16 protein-coding genes and 1 pseudogene are annotated in these 15,387 nt (G+C 46.1%); 8 read left to right on the top strand and 9 right to left on the bottom strand.

Going from position 1 to position 15,387, the window contains the following annotated elements; all coding sequences use genetic code 11:
• The first annotated feature begins 199 nt into the window (after positions 1-199).
• Both ENN47_13255 and ENN47_13250 read left to right on the top strand, forming a co-directional pair.
• Complete coding sequence (locus ENN47_13255) at positions 200-2,353, top strand: ribonucleoside triphosphate reductase (protein ID HDP79113.1); 2,154 nt, start codon at positions 200-202, stop codon at positions 2,351-2,353.
• Positions 2,271-2,933 (top strand): anaerobic ribonucleoside-triphosphate reductase activating protein, encoded by a 663-nt coding sequence (locus ENN47_13250; protein ID HDP79112.1) that lies wholly within the window; start codon positions 2,271-2,273, stop codon positions 2,931-2,933. Before ENN47_13255 ends, ENN47_13250 begins: the two co-directional genes overlap by 83 nt.
• A 108-nt stretch (positions 2,934-3,041) precedes the next feature.
• Here the strand turns inward: ENN47_13250 and ENN47_13245 are convergent, their stop codons facing one another.
• The 5 genes from ENN47_13245 to ENN47_13225 all read right to left on the bottom strand — a co-directional run bounded on the left by ENN47_13245 (position 3,042) and on the right by ENN47_13225 (position 7,942).
• Complete coding sequence (locus ENN47_13245; protein HDP79111.1) at positions 3,042-4,229, bottom strand: hypothetical protein; 1,188 nt, start codon at positions 4,227-4,229, stop codon at positions 3,042-3,044.
• A 9-nt stretch (positions 4,230-4,238) separates the two neighbouring features.
• Positions 4,239-5,483, bottom strand: a complete 1,245-nt coding sequence (locus ENN47_13240; GenBank protein HDP79110.1) for an ABC transporter substrate-binding protein — start codon at positions 5,481-5,483, stop codon at positions 4,239-4,241.
• A gap of 16 nt (positions 5,484-5,499) precedes the next feature.
• The gene (locus tag ENN47_13235; protein HDP79109.1) at positions 5,500-6,321 is read right to left on the bottom strand and encodes a carbohydrate ABC transporter permease; all 822 of its coding nucleotides are present in this window, start codon (positions 6,319-6,321) and stop codon (positions 5,500-5,502) included.
• Positions 6,314-7,246: a sugar ABC transporter permease gene (locus ENN47_13230; GenBank protein HDP79108.1), complete on the bottom strand. Its 933-nt coding sequence runs from the start codon at positions 7,244-7,246 to the stop codon at positions 6,314-6,316. Before ENN47_13230 ends, ENN47_13235 begins: the two co-directional genes overlap by 8 nt.
• A gap of 99 nt (positions 7,247-7,345) precedes the next feature.
• Positions 7,346-7,942 carry a class I SAM-dependent methyltransferase gene (locus ENN47_13225; GenBank protein HDP79107.1) on the bottom strand — a complete coding sequence of 199 codons (597 nt, stop codon included), beginning with the start codon at positions 7,940-7,942 and terminating at the stop codon, positions 7,346-7,348.
• A gap of 124 nt (positions 7,943-8,066) precedes the next feature.
• On the opposite strand from ENN47_13225, the gene ENN47_13220 reads away from it, so the two are divergent.
• From ENN47_13220 to ENN47_13195, 6 genes are all read left to right on the top strand, one after another.
• Entirely contained in the window at positions 8,067-8,378 is a 312-nt protein-coding gene (locus ENN47_13220) for a hypothetical protein (GenBank protein HDP79106.1), read from the top strand.
• Positions 8,379-8,382: 4 nt separating this feature from the next.
• Complete coding sequence (locus tag ENN47_13215; GenBank protein ID HDP79105.1) at positions 8,383-8,607, top strand: cytoplasmic protein; 225 nt, start codon at positions 8,383-8,385, stop codon at positions 8,605-8,607.
• Between the two features lie 3 nt (positions 8,608-8,610).
• The gene (locus ENN47_13210; GenBank protein ID HDP79104.1) at positions 8,611-9,462 is read left to right on the top strand and encodes a (4Fe-4S)-binding protein; all 852 of its coding nucleotides are present in this window, start codon (positions 8,611-8,613) and stop codon (positions 9,460-9,462) included.
• The gene (locus ENN47_13205) at positions 9,462-10,340 is read left to right on the top strand and encodes a 4Fe-4S dicluster domain-containing protein (GenBank protein ID HDP79103.1); all 879 of its coding nucleotides are present in this window, start codon (positions 9,462-9,464) and stop codon (positions 10,338-10,340) included. The genes ENN47_13210 and ENN47_13205 overlap by 1 nt, the downstream gene beginning before the upstream one ends.
• Positions 10,340-10,660 (top strand): dinitrogenase iron-molybdenum cofactor, encoded by a 321-nt coding sequence (locus ENN47_13200; GenBank protein HDP79102.1) that lies wholly within the window; start codon positions 10,340-10,342, stop codon positions 10,658-10,660. The genes ENN47_13205 and ENN47_13200 overlap by 1 nt, the downstream gene beginning before the upstream one ends.
• 175 nt (positions 10,661-10,835) lie before the next feature.
• Entirely contained in the window at positions 10,836-11,282 is a 447-nt protein-coding gene (locus tag ENN47_13195) for a DNA polymerase IV (family X)-like protein (GenBank protein HDP79101.1), read from the top strand.
• Between the two features lie 12 nt (positions 11,283-11,294).
• On the opposite strand, the pseudogene ENN47_13190 reads toward ENN47_13195, so the two are convergent.
• From ENN47_13190 to ENN47_13175, 4 genes and pseudogenes are all read right to left on the bottom strand, one after another.
• Positions 11,295-12,796, bottom strand: a pseudogene (locus ENN47_13190) (carboxypeptidase M32).
• A 44-nt stretch (positions 12,797-12,840) separates the two neighbouring features.
• Positions 12,841-13,728, bottom strand: a complete 888-nt coding sequence (locus ENN47_13185) for an ABC transporter permease (protein ID HDP79100.1) — start codon at positions 13,726-13,728, stop codon at positions 12,841-12,843.
• A complete protein-coding gene (locus ENN47_13180) occupies positions 13,721-14,737 on the bottom strand; it encodes an ABC transporter permease (protein HDP79099.1) in 1,017 nt (338 codons plus the stop codon). The genes ENN47_13185 and ENN47_13180 overlap by 8 nt, the downstream gene beginning before the upstream one ends.
• 14 nt (positions 14,738-14,751) lie before the next feature.
• The coding region (locus ENN47_13175; protein ID HDP79098.1) for an ATP-binding cassette domain-containing protein at positions 14,752-15,387 on the bottom strand (636 nt) is incomplete at its 5' end.

Below are 15,387 nucleotides of genomic sequence, written 5' to 3'. Positions count from 1 at the left end.
ATATGGTGCAACGTTTTTCGCCTTATCTAAAAAGTGCTTCCAGGAAGGATTTTGAAGGTCGCTTCAACCTCTCTTGTGCTGTTGAGAGGAGTCTTAATGATCGGGTTCTGAAACAGCACTTTTCTTTGGAATTATCAATATATTGTGCTACAATGATCATTGTCCACTATTTATTGAGGCTATTCATGGAGGTAATGAGATGTTGAATGTTAGGAAAAGAAACGGTGCCATAGTCGAATTCGAACTGGAGAAGATAATCAACGCCATGAAGAAAGCATTTGAGGCAACCGAAACCCACTATAACGAAGACATACTTGAGAGGGTCGCACTGAGAGTCGTGGCAGATTTTCAGCCAAAAAACAAAGACAATCTCGTAGACATAGAGGATATCCAGGACTCTGTAGAAAGAACGCTTGAAAACCTTGCATTTGCCGATGCTGCCAAGGCGTATATACTTTATAGAAGACACAGGGAAAAACTCAGAGAACTTGATTCCTCCATGCTTGACTTCTCAAAGACAGTTAACAGCTATCTCGATATGCTTGACTGGCGGGTACATGAGAACTCCACAGTCACATACTCAATCGGAGGGCTGATTCTGCACAACAGCGGTACGGTAACCGCCAATTACTGGCTTAGGGAGGTCTATGATCCGCAGATAGGCAACGCCCACCGTGAGGGTGACATCCATATTCATGATCTCTCAATGCTCTCGGGATACTGTGCCGGCTGGAGCCTGAAACAGCTCATTGAGGAAGGTCTCGGAGGAGTGACGGGAAAGGTGTCGTCATCACCGGCAAAACACCTTTCTACACTTGTGAATCAGATGGTGAACTTCCTTGGAATACTCCAGAATGAATGGGCCGGCGCTCAAGCATTTTCTTCATTTGATACGTATCTTGCGCCCTTTGTAAAGATCGACAACCTTTCGCTCAAGGAAGTCAAACAGAACATCCAGTCATTTGTCTTCGGAGTAAATACACCTTCCAGATGGGGTACACAGGCCCCCTTCACGAATATCACCCTCGACTGGGTAGTCCCGGCCAAATTGAAGAATGAGCCGGCAATAGTTGGAGGGGAGGCGGTGGACTTCACTTATGGGGACTGTCAGGAAGAAATGAAGATGATAAACCGCGCCTTCCTTGAGATTCTTGACGAGGGAGATGCAAATGGTCGAGGCTTCCAGTATCCAATACCGACCTACAATATCACCAAGGATTTTGACTGGGAGAATGAGGATGCAGAGCTTCTCTTTGAGATAACCAGCAAATATGGCACTCCCTACTTTCAAAACTTCATAAACTCTGACCTCAATCCCGATGATGTGAGGAGCATGTGTTGCAGGCTGCAACTGGACAAACGCGAACTGAAAAGGAGAGGCGGCGGGCTCTTCGGTTCGGATGAGTTCACAGGTTCAATAGGCGTAGTTACAATAAACCTTCCTAGAATTGCATACCTCAGCAAGAATGAAGAAGAGTTTTTTGGAAGACTTTCGAAAGTGATGGATCTGTCGAGCAGAAGCCTTGAAATAAAGAGATCGGTCGTGGAGAAATTGAACAGTGAAGGCCTTTATCCATACACAAAGAGATATCTGAAGAACTTCGATAACCATTTTTCTACGATTGGCTTGATAGGAATGAATGAAGCAAGTATGAATGCCCGCTGGATTAGAAAGACTATAGCCGAAGAAGAGGGCTATCTGTTTGCATTGAGAGTGCTGAACTTCATGAGAGACAAGATGATCGGCTATCAGGAGACTACAGACCATCTCTACAACCTTGAGGCGACACCGGCCGAATCAACGGCTTACAGGCTCGCCAAGATGGACAAAAAGAAATTCCCTCAAATACTTACTGCGGGAAAGGACAATCCGTATTACACGAACTCTTCACATCTGCCAGTGGACTACACGAAGGATATTTTCAGCGCGCTAGACCTTCAGGAGGAACTACAGCAGAAGTATACAGGAGGCACAGTGTTTCACGCCTTCCTTGGAGAGAGAATATCTGACTGGGAAACGACCAGGCAACTTGTAAGGAAGATCGCCGAGAATTACAGAATTCCTTACTTCACGATTTCACCCACCTACTCGGTCTGTCAAAACCACGGATATATAAGAGGAGAACAGTTCACCTGTCCCGAATGCGGAAAGCCAACCGAGGTGTATTCAAGGATTACAGGCTACTACAGACCAGTACAGAACTGGAACACTGGAAAACAGGAAGAATTCAAAACGAGAGAGACTTACAGAGTTGGGAGAGAGAAAGTAGATGAATTTCGCAGGAATGGAGAGGGTCAGTCTAGTGGACTATCCGGGCAAAGTAGCCCTGACACTGTTTACCTCAAGCTGTAATTTCGACTGTGCTTATTGCCACAATCCTGAACTGAAAAAAATGGTAGAGGAGAAGGTCGGTGAATCGGAGGTCTTCAAATACCTTGACAAAAGGGCAGCTCTCATAGACGCGGTTGTTATTACCGGGGGAGAGCCAACACTCAGGGCAGATGATCTGATCCCCTTTGTTGAAAGACTCAAAGCCCAATTTCCGGCTGTACTGGTTAAACTTGATACTAATGGCTGGAGTTCAGATATTCTCAGGAAGTTCCTGGACGTTATCGACTATGTCGCAGTTGATCTCAAGTCTTTGCACTATGAACAGTTCTCTACTGTAAATCTGAAGCAAATTCAGAAAAGTGTTGAATTGGCGAAAATTTTCTCCAGTCATGAAATAAGGATCACAATGTTTCCACCTTACGTCCCTGAAAAGGATTTCGAAGAGCTCGCGAGAATATGCAGCGGAGCGTCGTTGGTTTCAGTTCAGCAGTATAGACCGGTAACCGGGTTCTGCGAATCGCCACCTTATCCCGGTCCAATCTTAAGAGAATTCGCCGACTTGCTCTCCGGATATGTGCAGAACGTTTCCGTTAGAGAGTAAAAGAATTATGAGGTGGCAGAAGAACCGGCCGTTTTTTTCGCGACCGGTTCTTTCGTTGTACGCTAGTATAGAAGAGCGATTCATTTCATTGCGAAGCTAGTCAGGAAGCTACCTCAGTTCGAAGTAGAATTTGAAACCGTCTCCTCCGAAGAACACCTGAGGCTCAACTCCAATTCCCAGTGATGTTCTCCACTCGAAACCTATTCCTATCGACAGACCGAGAGTGGCGTTGTCACCGGCAGCCGCCATCAAGTAGAGCTTGGGAATGAAGGTGCTCATATCATCAGAAGGAGCAACAGCGAAGCTCTCAGTGAGAGGGACTCCTGCCTGAAGTATCTCCAGCGCATAGAATCTGGGATTAAATGCATAGGGGTTCCAACCCTTGAGATCGGCACTTCCTCCCAGGTAGAAACGCCTGGTCACCGGAGCTTCTCCAAAATAAGTTACGCCTGCTTTTGTCTCACTCTCGACATAGATTCTTCCTATGATTCTGTACCAGTAATTAACAGACGCCTTCTGCTGAAGATAATTAATTCCGTCTCCAAATCCGTAGGAGAGAGTCGTTTTTCCGAATAAGTTTCCTCTTTTCTCCTGGTAGTTATTTTCGTCGCCAAAAGAAAAGGCTCCAGTAAGTATCGAAACCGAGTAGTTGTTTGAAGGCGTGGCATCAAATGACGCATTCTCGTATGTATAGGAAATTCCGGCAACATACTCTCCAAAGGGATAGGTTCCACCCAGTTCTACAGAATTCAAAGAAAGCATAGTATCGGATTGCCACGGAACCTCTTTAAAGAGAGTCACCTCAATAAAGGGATTGATTCCTGTTCCAAAGGCGCTGAGGGTTCTCGCGCCAAATCTCAATCCGCCCCAGAAAAACTCGGGTTGGGGAAGAAAGCCAAGTAGTCTTTTGTCGGTGAACCTCAGAAACCGGATTCCCCCATAAACGTTCACCCCAGAACCCAGAAGATTTCGATCTCCCGCTCCGAATGTAAGATACTCGCCAAAATACGGGTAGAAAGAAGAACTTTCCTGAACCGAAATCACCAGCTTGTAATCACCGCCGACATCTCCAAGCTGAAGATATACATCTGTAAAGAGACCGCACTCTTCCAGATTTCTCTTGGCCCTGTAAACTCTCTCGATATCAAGCTCTTCACCGATCTTGAGCCCGGAAATATTTATCACCACTTGTGGAAGTGTCTTTTCAATTCCTGTTACTTCAATTTCAACGATTTTGCTAGCAAAAACCGTCAAAGAAAAGAAAATGAACATTACCGACAGAAGTATTCGCTTCATCTCATCACCTCACTCGAGCAACTCGTCGACTTTCGTCACGGCATCATCGAAAGCCGGTTTTGGCTCTGAAACCCCTTTTCTTACCTGCTCAACAGCGTTGTAAAGAATATTCCTGATCTCAATGATATTTGTGTGAACCGGTCTGGGTCTGGCAAATTCTATCGAGTCAATAGGAGCCTTTAACTGCGGGAAGCGCTGCCAGATCAGCTGTATCTCAAGAGAACTCATTGCAGACTTCAGAACCGGCATGTATCCCGTTCCCTCGTACCAAAACAATGTGTTCTTCTCTGAAACCATCCATTTAATGAAGGTCCAGGCTGCCTGAAGCTTCTCTTCTGAGAGTCCGGCCATTATGGCAAGAGACCCTCCTCCAAGCGTTGTGGCCTTCTGCCTGCCTTCAGGAAGAGGGGCCACTCCCAGACTCCAGGGTATGTTCTCGAGAGCGTAACGAATTCCTCCGCTCGTCATGGGGCCCATCGAGATTCTCCCCATTGTGAAGGACTGTATTCCTTCATCAATAGTGAGATCAACAGGAGAAAGGCCTTCACTGAACCATCTCCGCCACGTTTCCAGAGCCTCAATTCCCTCAGGGGAATTGATAATACACTCGGTCATTTGCTCATTGAAGATCTCTCCGCCATTCTGCCAGACCAGGGGTTCAAACTGGTAGAACATTGTGTCAACACCCCACAAGAGACCATACTGTGAAGGCCTTGAATCACCCGACTTTCTGATTGTCAGCTTTCGCGCATACTCCTCCAACTCCTCCCAGTCTCGAGGAGGTCTGTCAGGGTCCAGTCCGGCCGCCTTGAAGTGATCTTTGTTGTAATACAGCATCAGAGCACTTATGTTGAAGGGAAGAGCGTAAGGGTTGCCGTCACGAATTATCGTCTGCCAGAAGCTATCGACAAAATCCTCCGGACTCAAAAAGGAATCGCCGCCGATCAGATCAGTGAGATTCTGTAAAGAACCATCTTTGGAAAAGATCTGAATATGCTCTATGTTGACCTGAGCAATATCTGGACCCTTCCCGGTGAGTAGAGCTGTCTTCAGCTTTGTAACAGTATCATCGTAGGATCCCTGAAATATTGCTCTCACCGTGATGTCTTTGTGAGCCTTGTTGAAATCGGCAACAAGCTTGTCGATGATCGGCTTCTGATAATCCGACATCGAATGCCAGAATGTGAGAGTTACGGACCCGAGGCCAGCAACTGCCAGGATTAACAGTAGAAGTACAGTCGTTATTCTTTTCATCTTTTCCTCCTTCTCTTTATCCTTTTAATCCCGTAAGGGTTATCCCCTTGACAAATTGTTTCTGGGCAATGAAATAAGCAATCATGATCGGTAGCGTGGCTACAACTGTCGCAGCCATAAACTCTCCCCACTGGATTCCACCCTCTGATTTGAACATCGCCAGACCCAGTTGGACGGTTCTCATTTCCGGTTCACTTATGACAAGCAAAGGCCAGAAGTAGTTATTCCACGACCACATAAAGGAGAAAACGGCAATGGTAGCGATGGCTGGCTTGGTCAAAGGAAGAAATACATTGAAGAGAGTCCTGAGCGGGCCGCAACCATCGATCGTGGCAGCGTCCTCAAGATCTCTCGGGATAGTCAAGAAGAACTGCCTGAGAAAGAATATTGAAATTGCGGTGGCCGCGTGAGGCAAAATCAGCCCAAAATAGGAGTTGTCCATATTGAGCCTCATTACTACCAGATACTGAGGAATCATTACAACTTGCTGGGGAATCATCATAGTCGCCAGAAAGACATAGAATATCACTTCTCCGCCCCTGAATCTCATCCTGGCAAATGCGAAGGCTGCCAGAGAAGCCGTCACAAGCTGCAAAAGAGTGGTAGCCAGCGCTACAATTGTGCTATTCAAAAGGTATCTGGCAAATGGAACCTTCGTGAATACACTGACATAATTCTTCAGAGTAAACTCCCTGGGAATAAGAGAAAAAGGATCTCTGAGAATCTCTCTCAAATCCTTGAAAGATGTCATGAAAGACCAGAAGAACGGAAAGATCATTACAACTGCACCGGTTATAAGTATCGCGTACTTGAAAACTCTCCCGATCCTTTTAGTCATAATGTACAGTCCTCTCGATAGTTTTCACCTGAAAGGCAGTAAGAGAGATCACGAATAGGAATAAAACAAAGGCCATTGCCGCTGCGTAACCAAACCTGTAATAAGAGAAGGCCTCTCGATAGAGCCGAAAGACAAGGACCGAGGTTGTGTTGAGCGGTCCTCCGTCGGGAGTCATGACCATTATTGGGCCAAAGACCTGAAAGGAACTTATGCTGAACATTATCAGTAGAAAGAAAGTAGTCGGCGAAAGAAGAGGCACAGTGATCTTTCTCAACATCTGGAACTTGGTTGCTCCACTTAGCGCGGCAGCTTCATAGTAAGTCGGTGGGATATTCTGAAGGCCTGCAAGATAAACGACCATTGCGTATCCAACATTTTGCCAGATCCCCATTAGGATTATCACGAACAGCGCCACGCTAGGACCCTGCAATACCTTCGGAAGCTGAATTCCAGTCCAGCTTAACAGGATTTGAACGATCCCCTCTGGGTTGGTCAACCAGTTCACATACTCCCCTCCAAACGACCCGATTATGTGATTAACATACCCTAATTCAGTGCTGAAGAGAAAACTGAATCCCATACCGGCTGCAATAGGCGATGTAACAACCGGAAGGAAATAGATCATTCGGAAGAACCCTATTCCCCTCATAGTCGAATCGTTCAGAAGATTGGCGAAAAGAAAACCGATAAGGAGCGAAAAAGGGAGAACGCCGAGAATGTAGTAAGCGGTGTATAACATTGAGTCCCAGAATTCGCTCGATGATAGAATCTGTGCGTAGTTCCCCAAACCCACGAAAGTCATTGTCGGAGAAAGGTCCCACTCATAAAAGCTGATGGCAAATGAGTATATCAACGGATATAGAAAAAAGAAGCCGATAATTGCACCTGCAGGTGCAATAAATATGTAAGGTATAGCTTTCTTCACCTGTAGACCCCCAGAACGCTATTGTTCAAATAATGAAACACCAGCCCTTCCTTGAACGCGTGCTTATTCAAAGTCTTGAAGACCCAACTACCTAAGAGCCTAGTCGCACCGACATAGATACCACCCCGTCGTAGAGGAAAGCCTAACGTCTTTTACAACGGGAAAATTCTCTTTGAGCTCTTCGAAGGCTTTCGGAACGAAGTTTCTGTAATCACTTCTCTCGAAGAACTCGACAACAAAGACCAAGGGATTTCTATTTGGAAAGAAATCGTGAATCAGAACCTCTTTCCTGCATATTCTACGACTCTCTTTATAGAACTTTTCCCTGCCCTCAATCTTATGACCGTGTACGACATAAGATGCAACGAGAAGATCAAAACTATTGTCTTCAAAGGGAAGCTTCTCAAAAAAGTCGCCTTGAACGACTTTGACTCCGCTTTCCTTAAGATTGTGCCTCGCTATCGCTACCATTGAAGTCGAAGCATCCACAGCCGTTACTCCGTATCCCAGTTCATCGAATGCCTTGGCAAGAGCACCAGTTCCGCAACCGATATCGAGGACGCTTTCGATATCCTCGCCAATTAGAGACCGATGTTCTTTCAAAAGGCTTCGATAATTCTTCAGCTGCGACTTGAAAGCGACGTTATAAAACGGAGCTATTAGTGAAAACAGCAAAACATGCGCTTTGTTTCCCATCTATCCTCCTTGCTTAGATACTATCAGAAATTCTCCAGAATTCGGCAATGCTAGATTTGTCTTGACATCGTTAGCTCCAACCAGTATAATATATATGATTACTGCATATATAGGAGGTGATTATATGCCATTTGGATCTGGTCCTATGAGGTTTAGAGACGGTTCCTGTAGATACTTCGGATATGGCCCTGGATACGGAGCCGGTTACGGAAGAGGAATGGGATATGGTAGAGGATTTGCACCCGGAAGAGGGTTCGGTTATTACGGGCCATATGCCTATGATCAGGAGATTTCCCCCGAAATGGAAAGTCAGGAACTAAAGGAGTATCGAGCGATGCTAAAGAGAGAGCTCGAGATGATTGGCGAAGAGCTCAAGGAAATAGAGAAGAGACTGGAAGCGCTTGAAAACACAAACAGTCCCGAAGAAGAGGAGTGAGAATATGCCGTGGAGAGATGGAACTGGACCCGAGGGTTCTGGACCAATGACTGGCTGGGGTATGGGCAACTGTGCTCCCGATAATCAAGTGTCGAGGCAAACGCCGGCAAGAAACTACTCCTACCAACCATTTCCGAGGAGAAGACTGTTTCTCGGAAGAAGGATGGGTTTTGGGGGAGGATTTGGAGCCGGAAGAGGCATGGGCTATCGCTTCAGGAGATGGTGGTAGGCCTTGGTTATTGCCGTACTAAGTGGTAAGGGTGGCACAGGAAAGACCACCCTTGCCACAAACCTCGCTAGCGCTATATCTGACGATTTTGATGTTCAACTTCTGGACGCAGACGCTGAGGAACCCGATGTGCATCTGTTTTTTGACCCAAAGATTGAACACGAAGAGGAAATTGAGCTGATGCTTCCCGTAATAGATAAGGAGAAGTGCACTCGTTGCGGCAAATGCGCCGAAGCCTGCCAGTTTGGAGCGCTTTCCGTTTTTGATACGGGTGTAATGGTTTTCGAATCATTGTGTCATGGCTGCGGTTTGTGCACTTTTGTCTGTCCCGAGAAGGCAATCACCGAGAGGCCAAAAGTCATTGGAAAAGTTAAAACAGGCAGAATAAACGACAAGATTGATTTTGGAATGGGAATACTGGAAATTGGAGAACCGTCCCCTGTAAGGGTTATCAGAAAACTTAAAGGGAATATTGATCGAAACAAGGTAGTCATTATCGATTCTCCCCCGGGAACGTCCTGTTCAGTCGTAGAGACACTAAGAAAGGTAGATTTCGCGATACTGGTAACCGAACCCACTCCATTTGGTCTTCATGATTTGAAACTGGCAGTTCAAATTGTAAGAGAGATGGAGATTCCTTTCGGGGTAGTAATCAACAGAGATACGGGTTCCTACACAATGATAGATGAATATGCCAGTGAAGAAAACCTTGAAGTTCTCGAAAGAATACCCTTTGACCGCAGTATAGCCGAAACCTATTCAGAAGGCAAGCTCTTTACTGAAACTTCGCCATCATGGAAGATACGGTTCAAACAACTGGCTGTGAAGATCTTCTCTTCATCGGGGGTGTCATGATGTTCCAACTTGCCATAGTAAGCGGAAAGGGCGGAACGGGAAAGACAACACTTGCCGGATCGCTTTCCTCTCTCTTTGACTCAATAGTGATGGCCGATTGTGACGTAGACGCACCAAACCTTCACCTCATTCTCGAGAATAAGCTGATCGAGAAATTTGAGTATTATGGTGGTAAAAAGGCCGAAATCTCTGATCAATGCATATCATGCGGACTCTGCGAGAAATTCTGCAGATTCGATGCGATTATCAGGGGAGGTCCCTACTCAATCGATCCTTACGCATGCGAGGGATGCGGCATGTGTGTGGCAGTCTGTCCGGCGAACGCAATTTCGCTTAAAGACAATAAGTCCGGAGATTACTTCTTATCTCAGTCGAATGAAATCCCTCTTGTTCACGCCTTATTGACTCCAGGAGAAGAGACTTCTGGAGGGTTGGTGGCCGAGGTCAGAAAACTGGCAATTAATGTCGCGGAGAAGGGGAAAAAGGAAATAATCATAATAGATGGTGCCCCAGGAATAGGGTGCCCCGCAACTTCATCGATTACGGGGGCAACTTACGTGCTCGCAGTTGCCGAACCGACTGTATCGGGAAACCACGATCTTGCGAGGATAGTGGAGACTATAAGACATTTCAAGAGAGATTTCGGAATAGTCATAAACAAATGGGATTTGAATACTTCCAAGAGCGCCTTCATAGAGTCCTGGTGTGGAGCTAACGGAATAGAGCTCCTGGGCAAAATTCCCTTTGACGAACAGGTAGAGAAAGCGACCATTATGGGAAAACCGGTTGTTGCAATGGAAGACTCTAAGGCAGCGCAAGCAATAAAGCGAATTATCCTGAGGTTGAAACGGAAAATTTCCGGAGGTGTAGAAGAATAATGAAAATAGCTATCCCAGTTAAAGAAAAGACTATCAACAGTATTCCAGACGATAGATTTGCCAGAGCAAAGTTCTTTCTGATCTATGACCCGGAAACGGGAAGCGAAGAATATGTAGAACCAGACAACAGTGTGGCGCACGGTGCCGGACCCATGGCAGTAAACATGCTCACAAAGCAAGGCATAGACACAATAATCGCCTTTCATCTTGGAGGCAACGCCATTCAAGCGATAGAAGCTGCGGGCATGGCCTTTTATGAAGCCTTTGTTGGCACGGCAAAGGAGAACATTGAAGCTGTTCTCAGCAAAAGAAAGAAATGAGTTCGCTGGCCTGTCCTCTGATATCCCGATCTCTATGTCAATCGTAAAGGCTCTTTGCCTGTTTGAACTGAGTCAGGACAAACAGGTACATTTCTCACGGAGCCGAAGAGAATTACGAGCATTTGGTTTCTTTGCCGCCTCTCAGCGGTGTAAAATACACTGAGAGGTGATACCGGTGAGAAAAGAGGAACTGGCAATGCAGTTTGACTTGCTCTCAAGACTTCTCAAGGTCAACAGGGACAATCCATTCAAGGTAAGAACTTATGACTTTGCAGCAAGAGTCATCAGATTAAATTTGCCTTCAGGCGAGCTTACTAGTGACGATATTGCTGACATTTCATCGATCAAGGGCATAGGGAAGGCTGTAAAAGAGAAGTCCCTCGAGTTTCTGGAGAGTGGTGAAATAAAGAAGACTTCCGAATTGAAGAGCATGATGCCAGCCGCTGTCTATTTACTTGCTTTTCACGATCTTATCGACCCCGAGGTGATTTCCTTCATTTGGAAGGACATGGGTCTTGAAGAACCATTAGAAATCGTAGACTTCCTGGCAAGTAGAAAGGAGAACCTGAAGCTATCTCAAGACAGGTTCTCCAAAATAGAGGCTCTTCTTCTGGAAGTTTAAGCTTGATGATGACTATATTTGGTAAATGCTCGAGTACTTCTCCTTGACATACCTCAGGAAATGTGAGGGATCCAGCTCTTTACCCGTGGCTGCTTTCAGAAGTTTCTCTGGCTCATACCGCCTTCCCATGTTATGAATGTTCTTTCTTAACCAGTCGACAAGAGACAGAACATCTCCCATTTCTATCCTCTTCTCAAGTCCTTGAATGTCCTGCTTTGCTTTCGAATACATCTGTGCAGCATACAGGTTTCCCAGCATATACGATGGGAAATACCCGATCATTCCGGACGGCCAGTGGACATCCTGGAGCACACCGTCGCTGTCACTATCAGGCACAATTCCGAGATACTCTTTCATCTTTGCATTCCAAGCTCTCGGGAGATCCGAAACTCGAAGGTCTCCTTTGATAAGAGCTTCTTCAAGCTCAAACCTAATCATGATATGCAGGTTGTATGTTACTTCATCGGCCTCTATTCTAATCAGAGATGGCTTTACGCTATTCACTGATCTATAGAAATCACCTGGCGGAACGTTCTTGAAATTCGATGTATAAGCCTTCTGTATCTGAGGATAGAAGAACGACAGAAATTCCCTGCTCCTACCGACCATGTTCTCCATCATTCTCGATTGAGATTCGTGAATACCTAGAGAACAAGCACCGTAAAGCGGGGTCTCTCTAAGTGAAATAGGCAACCCTTGTTCATAGATCGCATGACCCCCCTCATGGATCGATCCAAAAAGGGAAGGAGTGAATTCGTTTGATGTGTATTTAGTCGTTACCCTGACATCGTTCACCCCTATACCTATTGTGAAGGGATGGACCGTTTGTCAAGCCTGCCGGCATCGAAGTCGTACCCTATGAGTTTGAGAGCCTTTCTACTCAGTTTCTCCTGAGCTCTTCTGTTGAATCTCCCCTCAAGAACAGAGGTATCGGGTAATTCGCCCTCTTCCATAATCTTCTTTATAAAAGGTATGAGCTCCGATTTCAACGGCTCAATGATTTTCCGCAGTTTTCTGGCTGTCATACCCTCTTCAAAGCCCTCGAGAAGCGCATCATACGGATTCTCTTCAAATCCATACAAGCGGGCCATCTCCCTAGAAAGTGCAACGATTTCCTCCAGATATGGCTCCAGGCTGTTGAAATCGTTCTCTTTCCGAGCTTTCTCCCACACTTTTTCACTATTCGATGTCAGAACAGAGTACTTCTGATAAAGCTCAGGTGGAATTGCTCTTGCCCTCTTATAGGACTTCGTTGCGACCCTGACCATCGCCTTCTCGTCTTCAGTCAGTTCCTCTTGGACTTTGCTCTCATTGAGCTGGCTAACCAAAGCTCCTACTTCTTCAGAAACGGACTTTCTGAATGCGAGAGTCGAGATATATCCAAGAGCCTCCGCCCTTATCTCTACCCCCTTCAAGGGGATGTATGTTCTCATGTCCCATGCCATGAGCGCTGCAGCGCTATGAAGATAAGAGATCTCGGAGTATTTAGACTTAAGCTGATCTATAAGTTTCAAAGCCACACCTCCAATTCGATGAATTATATCACGCATTTACTTGGCTAATCCAGAAGCCTTTTCTTACTGTTTCCACTGCGAGATAGTGCTAGAATAACGAAAGAGACGAAGTATGGCAGTGAAAGTAGTAACTTTGGAGAGACTTCCGTTGCAACCTGTAGAAAGATCGATAACTCGGTGACAAAGCCCAGCATGATAGCAGATAGAATGACTAGGATCGGGTTCTTCCTTCCCATGATGACTGCCACAAGTGCCAGCCAGCCTCTTCCACCGGACATATTCGAGACGAAGGCTCCAAGCGGAAGAGACAGCGCCGAGCCAGCAAGTCCGGCAAAGACTCCACTTCCAATGTATGCCATGAATCTGATCTTATTAACCTTGACGCCGCTATAGAAAGCACTTTCGTCATCATACCCACAAGCTCTTAGCTTCACACCGACAACCGTCTTCTTCAAGAAATAAGCAATAAGGAATGGAGTAACGAAGGCAGCTAGATCAAATAGGCCAAGTCCATTCAGCCAACCAAGTACTGTACCATTGAGAAAATCGATTGAAAGGACTCCAGGTCTCGGTGACCCACTGAAGACCACCGTCCCCTTGCTTCTGAACCATACATCTGTCAGCGTAACAGTCAGCCCGACTGACAGGAGATTCGCAGCTATCCCAACTACGTAAAGATTGGCCTTCAGAAACCTTACGGTCAAGAATACAATGGTGGAAAGAATCACTGCCACAATGACTGAAGCCAGAGTACCCAGAAGTATGCTTCCGGTTGCCGATGAGACAACAACAGCAAAGAAAGCACCCGAAAGAATGCTGCCTTCCAACCCGATATTCAGCCAGCCGGAAACCTCTGTAAGCAGACCGCCAGTGGCCGCAAGAATAATCGGCGTAGAGTTCTTCACTGTGTCCCGAATTATCGCTTCAAGCATGACTCTTTCTCCATAAAAGCTTGGGGATGAGAGCTTCCGCCGTCACCAGAAAAAAGATTACGGCCTGAACTATCTTGGCAACTTCAGGCGTAATATTTGCCTCAAGCGAAGCGATTTGCGCTCCGCTTTCCAGATATGCGAAGAACAGAGCAGCAGGAACCACCATCAGAGGATGATTTCTTGCAATAAGGGCAATCGCAATTCCATTCCAGCCATACCCACTTGAAAAACCCCTCATCACTCTGCCGTGGATGCCTATGACATCAATGATTCCTGCAGTTGACGCAAGCCCTCCACTAAGAAACAGGGACCAGAAGATGACTTTTTTAGTGTCAACACCAGAATAATAGGCGAACCTCCGGTTTTTTCCGGCGATCCTCATCTTGAATCCCGCTCTCGTTCTAAATAAAAAAAACCAGAGAATTACCGCTGCAGCTATGGATAAAATGATTCCCGAATGGAGATACGAAGGTGACATCAAACCTTCAAATCTAAACTCGTCTGGCAGACTGACTGTGGCTGCAAGGCCGGATGGGCGATCATTAAGAGGACCCTCAATGAAGTAATCAACTACCAGTACCAATCCGTTACTCAGCAAGAGCGAAGAGATCAATTCATTTACACCCAAACGGTTCTTCAGCAACGCAGAGATACTTGCAGCTGTCGCTCCGGAAAAAAAACTGACAACAATCATAATGACAATTCCTGCAGCTCCAGATACTCTTCCGGCCAGAAAAATGCCCGTTGCCGTTCCGGTGAGAGCTCCAAGATATACCTGTCCTTCCATACCGAGATTGAAGCATGAGGTGGTGAAGGCTATAGATGCAGCCAGTCCGGTTAGAATCAGTGAAATTGAATAGGCTAGAAGATTACCGAAATAAAAGCGATTCGAAAAGACGGACAGAAAGAACGCTCTAGTTACATTCAAGGGCTCTTCACTCATAAGAAGCACTAGAACGAGCCCGACAGCCAAAGCAAGGGCCATGACAAGAAATGATCTACCATTCATCCCAGATCGTCTGATCACTGGCTCTCTCCCGTTGCCTTCAGTATGAGTTTACCTATCATACGTTTACTCAATCCAGGTCTATTCACGCCATTAAAGACGATTCTTCCTTCAGACATGACTATGATCCTGTCGCCGACTCTGAGGGCTTCTTCAAGATCTGCTGTAAAAACGATGACCGCCATCTCTTCTTTTATCCTTGCTAAAACTGTGCGCAGTATGTGAAGATGCTTAACATCAAGACCTCTGGAGGGTTCTCCAAGCAAAAGCACTCTGGGTTCAGAACTGATCTCTCTTGAAAGTAGCAGCTTCTGGAGGTTGCCTCCAGATAGAGAGAAAGCCGGGTCAAAGATACTGCCATATAAAACGCCGTAATCGCTTAGAAGACTTCTGGCAAAGGCGTCTAGCTCCCTATCATCAATAATCCATCCACCTTCAGTAACTTTGTGGATAACGAGATTATCCTTTATCGTTGCGGTTTTGCAGCTTGCCACGCCGTCTCTGTCCGAAGGCAGAGCTGCCAACCCCAGCTTTCTGAGATTGTGGGGAGGCATGTTGGTAACATCCATTCCATCGAGAAGAACCCTTCCCGAAGGAATCTTTCTCATCCCGAAAATTCCCTCCAGGAGCTCTTCCTGACCATTTCCGGCTAC

Source organism: Mesotoga infera (assembly GCA_011045915.1).
GTDB classification, from domain to species: domain Bacteria; phylum Thermotogota; class Thermotogae; order Petrotogales; family Kosmotogaceae; genus Mesotoga; species Mesotoga infera_D.
The sequence above is the reverse complement of the archived record's forward strand: the minus strand, read 5'-3'. Positions and strand labels throughout refer to the sequence as shown.

Coding starts and splice junctions, on each gene's coding strand:
- ENN47_13185 (HDP79100.1), bottom strand. CDS start 13,728: ATGCTTGAAGCGATAATTCGGGACACAGTGAAGAACTCTACGCCGATT.
- ENN47_13240 (HDP79110.1), bottom strand. CDS start 5,483: ATGAAAAGAATAACGACTGTACTTCTACTGTTAATCCTGGCAGTTGCT.
- ENN47_13255 (HDP79113.1), top strand. CDS start 200: ATGTTGAATGTTAGGAAAAGAAACGGTGCCATAGTCGAATTCGAACTG.
- ENN47_13220 (HDP79106.1), top strand. CDS start 8,067: ATGCCATTTGGATCTGGTCCTATGAGGTTTAGAGACGGTTCCTGTAGA.
- ENN47_13180 (HDP79099.1), bottom strand. CDS start 14,737: ATGAATGGTAGATCATTTCTTGTCATGGCCCTTGCTTTGGCTGTCGGG.
- ENN47_13205 (HDP79103.1), top strand. CDS start 9,462: ATGTTCCAACTTGCCATAGTAAGCGGAAAGGGCGGAACGGGAAAGACA.
- ENN47_13215 (HDP79105.1), top strand. CDS start 8,383: ATGCCGTGGAGAGATGGAACTGGACCCGAGGGTTCTGGACCAATGACT.
- ENN47_13235 (HDP79109.1), bottom strand. CDS start 6,321: ATGACTAAAAGGATCGGGAGAGTTTTCAAGTACGCGATACTTATAACC.
- ENN47_13200 (HDP79102.1), top strand. CDS start 10,340: ATGAAAATAGCTATCCCAGTTAAAGAAAAGACTATCAACAGTATTCCA.
- ENN47_13250 (HDP79112.1), top strand. CDS start 2,271: ATGAATTTCGCAGGAATGGAGAGGGTCAGTCTAGTGGACTATCCGGGC.
- ENN47_13225 (HDP79107.1), bottom strand. CDS start 7,942: ATGGGAAACAAAGCGCATGTTTTGCTGTTTTCACTAATAGCTCCGTTT.
- ENN47_13245 (HDP79111.1), bottom strand. CDS start 4,229: ATGAAGCGAATACTTCTGTCGGTAATGTTCATTTTCTTTTCTTTGACG.